The following is a 6,666-nucleotide window of genomic DNA, read 5'->3' as shown; positions in this document are numbered from 1 at the left end:
ATTTTCTTTTTAACTAAGCGCCCTTGTTCATTGCAGCACACCACATGGAAAAATCTTTTTGCTATGTCTAAACCAATTGTTGTAATCTTCATTTTGGTCTTCTCCCTTTGATTATTGTAACTACTTTAATCATGGCACATAGATGCCGTATAGGGAGGAGACCATTACATCAGGTTACTAACAAATTCAAGATACAAAAAAACCAGTAAGCTAAAAAATTACTGGTTTTTGTTATTTATAAAATGTAATTACCAGATTTTTACACGGTCTTCTGGTTTGATATACATTTTGTCGCCTTCTTTTACGTCAAACGCTTCGTAAAATTCAGGCATATTCGACAAGATACCGATTACACGGTAGTGACTTGGTGAATGAGGGTCTGTTAATAAACGATTACGTAACTCTTCATCGCGATAGTTACGACGCCAAATTTGTGACCAACCCATAAAGAAGCGTTGATCGCCTGTGTAACCATCAATCACTGGTGATTTTTTATCACCTAAAGACAGCATATATGCTTTATGCGCAACGGTTAAGCCACCTAAGTCACCAATGTTTTCGCCAAGCGTTAGCTCGCCATTAACACTTGCATCTTCAAAAGGTTTATATTCGTTATACTGTGCAACTAAAGCCGCTGTACGCTCTTCAAATTGCTTAAGGTCAGTCTCACTCCACCAGTTACGTAAGTTACCGTCACCGTCGTATTTAGCGCCTTGGTCGTCAAAACCATGACCAAGCTCATGCCCAATTACTGCGCCAATTGCACCGTAGTTTACTGCATCATCCGCTTCTAAATTAAAGAATGGCGGTTGTAAAATTGCGGCTGGAAATACAATTTCATTGTTTACTGGGTTGTAATACGCATTTACTGTTTGCGGAGTCATGTGCCACTCAGAACGATCAACTGGTTTGCCCAATTTTGCGATCATGTCTGCGTATGCCCATTCGCTATAACGGATGTAATTACCTACTAACTCATCTGAGCTAATCTCTAGCTCAGAGTAGTCTTTCCACGTATCTGGGTAACCAATTTTAGGTGTGAATTTGTCTAGTTTTTCTTTCGCTGCAAGCTTTGTTTCAGGGCTCATCCACTCAAGGTTTTCAATAGCAACACCGTAACCTTTAATTACGTTATCAACCAACTCTTCCATGCGTGCTTTAGCTTCTGGCGGGAAGTTATCTTTAACGTATACCTTACCTAAAATTTCACCAAGTACACTGTTAGATGCATCAACCGCTTGCTTCCAAAGAGGTGCTTGTTCTTCTACGCCACGAAGTGTTGTGCTGTAAAAGTCAAAATTAAGATTAACTAAATCTTCGCTAAGTAGCTCTGCATAACCACTTACAAAATGGAATTTTAAGTAGTTTTTCCACGTTGCTAAATCAGTGTCGTTGTAAATAGTAGCAAGCGCTTCTAAATAGCTAGGTTGGCGTACAATAATGTCACTTGCACTCACACCAGCATCTTTAAAGAATGCAGCTAAATCAAGGTCACCCATCAACTTGCTTGCATCTGCTACTGTCATCTTGTTATAAGACTTAGTTGCATCACGGCTTTGCACGCGGCTCCACTGTGCATCAGCTAGTGTTTTTTCAAATGCAAGTACGCTCTTAGCAGCTTCTGCTGCATTTTTAACGCCTGACTTTGCTAAAACATCAGTAATATATTGCTCGTAAGAAGCTCGAATTTTAGTGAATTTTTCGTCATCTTTTAAGTAATAATCACGATCTGGTAAACCAAGGCCAGACTGAGATAAGTACAGTGCATACTCGCTTGAGTTTTTAGCATCATTATTTACAAACCAACCAAACGGTAAAGTACCGCCTTGTTTTTGAATTTTAGCCATTAAACCCACTAAATCAGCTTTAGATTTAACGCTATCAATTGTATCTAATGACGGTTGTAATGGCGTAATACCTAGCTCATTACGAGCAGCTTGATTCATGTAGCTTTTATAAAATGCACCGATTTTGTACTCATCGCTGCCTTTTGCAGCGGCTTTGTTAGCGGCTGCACTTTCAAGGGCTATTTTCATCGCTTTTTGCGACTCATCATATAACTGCGAGAAAGAACCGTAGTTAGATTTATCACCCGGTATTTCAGTTTTTGCTAGCCACTCACCGTTTACATGGTAGTAAAAATCGTCTTGTGCACGTACTGAACTATCCATATTGGCTAATTCAATACCAAGCTCTAGTGGTTTTTCAGCAGGTGCTGTTACTACTGGAGCGTCGGTTACTTTAGCTTCTTGTTGTTTTTCACCACAACCTACTAAACCAAGTGCAAGCGCAATGCTCGCAGCGGCCATTGTTACTTTATTCATAATGATTCCGTTTGTTAGTTAGAACTTAATACCAACTCCATTAAATTCTTGAATATAGCAGGAATAAAAATAGCACTGCCTACACGCTTTTACTTAATGGAATGGGTATCAAAGAGCTTCAATCAATATAAAGCCTACGCAGTATCATAAACCTCATTAGGCCAACAATAAAATGGAATATGTAACAAAGTATTTTGAATGCGGTGAGCTGCAAAAATAGCCCTACCAATGACAAAATGGTGGGTAGTTAAGGCTAACTTTTATTTTTTCCGTGAAGCGCTAAACGCTCTAGTTTTTCTTTTAAAGAAGGAGGGGCCGAAGATGCTATCGCGTTTAAGTAATCAGCTGTTTGCTCACTCATTTTACGAGAGTTGGTAACTGCAGGACTGCCCGACTTATTCGCAGTACTTAATCGTTGAGTTGCTTGCGGATTTGCTGTGATTTTTATTTGCCCGAGCTCTGCCATTCCGGCAGCTCTAAAATGTGAAAGCATATCCATTTTTAAATAATTAAGCCTAAGCGCGATAGGTGCAGACACCGCCTCTATCATTAGCGTACCGTCTCGGTAATTACTTACTCGGCATTTATCGCCTAACTTAGGACCTAAAAAATCTTTAAGTAGTGTTTGCTGTGTATCAAGTGCTTGGCTTTTGCCTGCATAAGCCGATAAACGATTATTTAACCCCGCCATAATATCGGTTAGCGGTTTTGGTGCATATCTATCTTTTGCCATTTTACACCTCGTAAATTTAAATAAAGCATACTTAAGCCAAGCGCTTTAATGCTTGGCTTAAAAAGTCGCTTTTATATTAAGCGCCGGCTATTTGCATTTGCTCTATTAATACTGAGCCGGTTTGAATACCACCACGGCGCTCTATGTCACCACCAATAGCAGATATGCCTTTAAACATATCTTTTAAATTACCAGCAATGGTAATTTCGCTTACAGGATATTGAATTTCACCATTTTCGACCCAAAAACCAGCAGCGCCACGAGAGTAATCACCCGTTACTGTATTTACACCCTGCCCCATTAGCTCGGTCACTAACAAGCCAGTGCCCATCGTTTTTAATAGCGCTGTTAAATCGTTATGAGTTTGCTCAACTAACCAGTTATGTATACCGCCGGCATGCCCTGTAGGGGTCATATTCATTTTACGCGCAGCATAACTTGCTAATAAATACGTTTGTAGCTCGCCGCCTTGAATAATTTCTCTATCGAATGTTTTAACACCTTCGCTATCAAACGGTGATGATGCCAACCCTTTTAAAATATGTGGGCGCTCGGCAATATTCACACAATTACTAAATACTTGTGTGCCTAAGCTATCAAGTAAAAAACTTGATTTACGATAAAGTGCGCCACCACCAATTGCCGATACTAAGTGCCCAAATAATGAATTTGCAATATCGGCTCTAAAAATAACAGGTACTTTCATTGTGCCTAGCTTTTGACTATTTAATTTAGCGAGCGTTTCAGCTGCGGCTTCAAGCCCAACTGCCGCTGCGTCATTTAAACCCGCTTGGTCGCGCGCAACAGTATAAGCAGAGTCGCGTTGCATCTGCTCGCCATCTTGACCTATTACCATTGTACTAATGCTATGACGAGTACGCGGAAAGCCCGTTATCAAACCATGGCTGTTACCATAAACACGTAGCCCCTGATGCGATGAAAAGCTTGCGCCATCTGAGTTAACAATACGCTCATCAGCATTTAGTGCAGCTTGCTCAGCAGCATGACAAAGCTCAATGCCTTCCTCAGGACTTACATCCCAAGGATGATATAAATCTAAATCTTTAGGATTAAATTCCAGTAATTCTTTATCAGCAACGCCGTTAAATGGATCATCCGATGTAAATTTGGCTATATCAATCGCTTTTTCTACTACCATGCGCAATGTTTTTGGATTTAAATCAGCGGTTGATGCCGAACCTTTATTATTACCAACGTATACACTAATGCCTAAGCCGCCGTCTTGGTTAAACTCAATGGTTTCTACTTCACCCATTCGTGTACTAACCGATAACCCAGACGTGCTAGACATAGCCGCTTCTGCAGCTGTAGCGCCTAATTTTTTAGCATGTTCGAGTACTTCTGCTACCGCATCTTTAACTTGCGATATTTGAGAATAAATTGGATCGTTTTGTTGGCTTTTCATAAATTAAGTCCTGAGCCTTAGAGGCATAATGCACGCATTTCTTATATTTAAATGCTAACACACTCAATGCATCACATCAGCTAATATTCCTAAGTATCATATTCATGTATAATGGCAAAAGTTATTTTTATTTAAGAGCACCCCATGGCAAAGAAAAAAGGCAAGCCTGCTGAAATTGAAGAAGAAATTGAATATGTATCAAGAACAGAGCTTAAGCGCGAAGCGCAAGAGTTTCATCAGTTAGGTACTGAAATTGCCAAAATGGGTAAAAAACAGCGCGAACGCCTGCCATTAAATGACGATTTAAAAGCCGCAATGGTGGTTGCTGATAAAATAAGTAATAAAAGTGACGCGTACCGCCGTCACTTAAACTACATCGCTAAAACGTTGCGTACTGTAGAAAACATTGACGCTATTAGAGCGATTATCGATGTAATGCTTAATAAAAATAACCAAGCTGAAGTATTGGTCAAAAAAATTGAGCAACTACGTTCAGACCTAATTGAACAAGGCGATGACCTTATCAATGAGACCATTGAGCAGTTCCCGTCTCTTGATCGTCAGCAAATGCGTCAATTGGTTCGTAATGCGGCAAAAGAAGCGAAAGCTGAAAAGCCGGGTAAAGGTTATAAAGAGTTATTTCAATATCTCAAAGATGCCCATACCATTACGTATTAATTAGACCGCATTAATTGATATTTTATTAAAAAAGGTGCTTCGGCACCTTTTTTGTTATAGATCAAACCGCCTTACTGCGTACTTTTTTATAATCACCCCCTAAATAAATACTTAGGTGCGCGTGATGATTAAACTTCCACAATGGGATCAAACCCTAATAAACAAATATAATGTGTCTGGCCCGCGTTATACCTCGTATCCCACAGCTCTATCACTGCGTGATGGATATCAACAACAAGACCTATTAAGCGCTGTAGAATCATCAACGAGTCGCTCACTTTCGTTATATATTCATATTCCGTTTTGTAGCCAACTTTGCTACTACTGTGGTTGCAATAAAATAATTACCCGCCATCAATCTAAAGCAGATACGTATCTCGACTTTTTAGCAAAAGAAATTACTGCCCAAGCACACTTATTTAAAAGCTACACGGTTGAGCAATTACATTTAGGTGGAGGTACTCCCACTTTTTTAACCGCAAAACAAATGACTCGTCTAATTAAGCTTTTAGAGCAGCACTTTAATTTTACAAGCACCACAGAGCGCGGCATTGAAATAGACCCACGTTCACTTGCCGATAATATGCTTGTTGATTTAAGAATGCTTGGTTTTAACCGTGTCTCGTTTGGGATTCAAGACTTTAACGACGACGTACAACTTGCTGTTAATCGCCCTCAAAATGCAGATACGGTTAAGCAATTAATTACACAAGCTCGCGATCTGGGATTTCAATCTATTAATGCAGATATGATTTACGGTCTGCCTCTACAAACGCCAGAGAGCTTTAAGCAAACTATAGAGCAACTTATTGAGTTAAGCCCTGATCGTGTATCAGTGTTTAACTATGCGCATTTACCAGAGCGCTTTGCCGCACAACGTAAAATTAAAGATGCCGATTTACCCAGTGCGCATAATAAGCTCACCATGTTTAAAAATACGCTGGAGCAGATGACGCAAGCAGGCTATCAATTTATTGGTATGGACCACTTTGCAAAAACCGATAACGAACTAGCTGTTGCCCAAAATGAAGGTAAGCTACATCGTAATTTCCAGGGTTATACAACCCATGGTAATTGTGATTTATTAGGTTTGGGAGTTTCATCAATTTCGCAAATTGGCACCGCCATTTTACAAAATCAAAAAGAGTTAAAACATTATTATCATAACGTAGAAACACAAAGCGGCTGTGCTCTTAATAAAGGTATGCACTTAACACATGATGATGTTATTCGTGCTGATGCAATTAAACAGCTCATTTGCCAATTTGAGTTAGATATACAAGACTTTAGCGAAAAGCATGCGCTTATATTTAATGACTACTTTGAGGATGCGTTATTAGCGCTTGTACCACTTATTAAAGATGAGTTAGTAACTATTACTAATAATAAAATTAGTGTAACACCGCGAGGCAACTTATTTATCCGCATTATATGTATGTGCTTTGACGCTCATTTACAAAAACAAATAAATGCGACGCGTTTTTCACGAGTGATTTAGCTAAAAT

Annotated in this window: 5 protein-coding genes; 2 read left to right on the top strand and 3 right to left on the bottom strand. The window is 39.5% G+C overall.

Annotated features, from left to right (window positions below; translation table 11 throughout):
- Window positions 1-248: 248 nt before the first annotated feature.
- The 3 genes from I6F49_RS15990 to pmbA all read right to left on the bottom strand — a co-directional run bounded on the left by I6F49_RS15990 (window position 249) and on the right by pmbA (window position 4,483).
- A complete protein-coding gene (locus tag I6F49_RS15990; RefSeq protein WP_197181303.1) occupies window positions 249-2,324 on the bottom strand; it encodes a M13 family metallopeptidase in 2,076 nt (691 codons plus the stop codon).
- A 253-nt stretch (window positions 2,325-2,577) separates the two neighbouring features.
- Window positions 2,578-3,057: a DUF721 domain-containing protein gene (locus tag I6F49_RS15985; RefSeq protein ID WP_166419907.1), complete on the bottom strand. Its 480-nt coding sequence runs from the start codon at window positions 3,055-3,057 to the stop codon at window positions 2,578-2,580.
- Between the two features lie 76 nt (window positions 3,058-3,133).
- A complete protein-coding gene (pmbA, locus tag I6F49_RS15980) occupies window positions 3,134-4,483 on the bottom strand; it encodes a metalloprotease PmbA (protein WP_007582066.1) in 1,350 nt (449 codons plus the stop codon).
- Between the two features lie 144 nt (window positions 4,484-4,627).
- Between pmbA and yjgA the strand changes: the two genes are divergently transcribed.
- Window positions 4,628-5,161, top strand: coding sequence for a ribosome biogenesis factor YjgA (gene yjgA / locus I6F49_RS15975; protein WP_166419906.1), 534 nt, complete (start codon window positions 4,628-4,630; stop codon window positions 5,159-5,161).
- Window positions 5,162-5,285: 124 nt separating this feature from the next.
- The gene (hemN, locus tag I6F49_RS15970) at window positions 5,286-6,659 is read left to right on the top strand and encodes an oxygen-independent coproporphyrinogen III oxidase (protein WP_166419905.1); all 1,374 of its coding nucleotides are present in this window, start codon (window positions 5,286-5,288) and stop codon (window positions 6,657-6,659) included.
- Window positions 6,660-6,666 lie beyond the last annotated feature (7 nt).

Origin of the sequence: Pseudoalteromonas sp. SWN166, assembly GCF_015864485.1 — a bacterium.
GTDB lineage: Bacteria > Pseudomonadota > Gammaproteobacteria > Enterobacterales > Alteromonadaceae > Pseudoalteromonas.
Note: the sequence above shows the minus strand (reverse complement) of the source record. Positions and strands in the feature narration are given on the sequence as shown.

Bases quoted from the DNA above. Each gene is read 5' to 3' on its own strand.
- I6F49_RS15990 (WP_197181303.1), bottom strand. From the start codon at position 2,324: ATGAATAAAGTAACAATGGCCGCTGCGAGCATTGCGCTTGCACTTGGT.
- I6F49_RS15985 (WP_166419907.1), bottom strand. From the start codon at position 3,057: ATGGCAAAAGATAGATATGCACCAAAACCGCTAACCGATATTATGGCG.
- pmbA (WP_007582066.1), bottom strand. From the start codon at position 4,483: ATGAAAAGCCAACAAAACGATCCAATTTATTCTCAAATATCGCAAGTT.
- yjgA (WP_166419906.1), top strand. From the start codon at position 4,628: ATGGCAAAGAAAAAAGGCAAGCCTGCTGAAATTGAAGAAGAAATTGAA.
- hemN (WP_166419905.1), top strand. From the start codon at position 5,286: ATGATTAAACTTCCACAATGGGATCAAACCCTAATAAACAAATATAAT.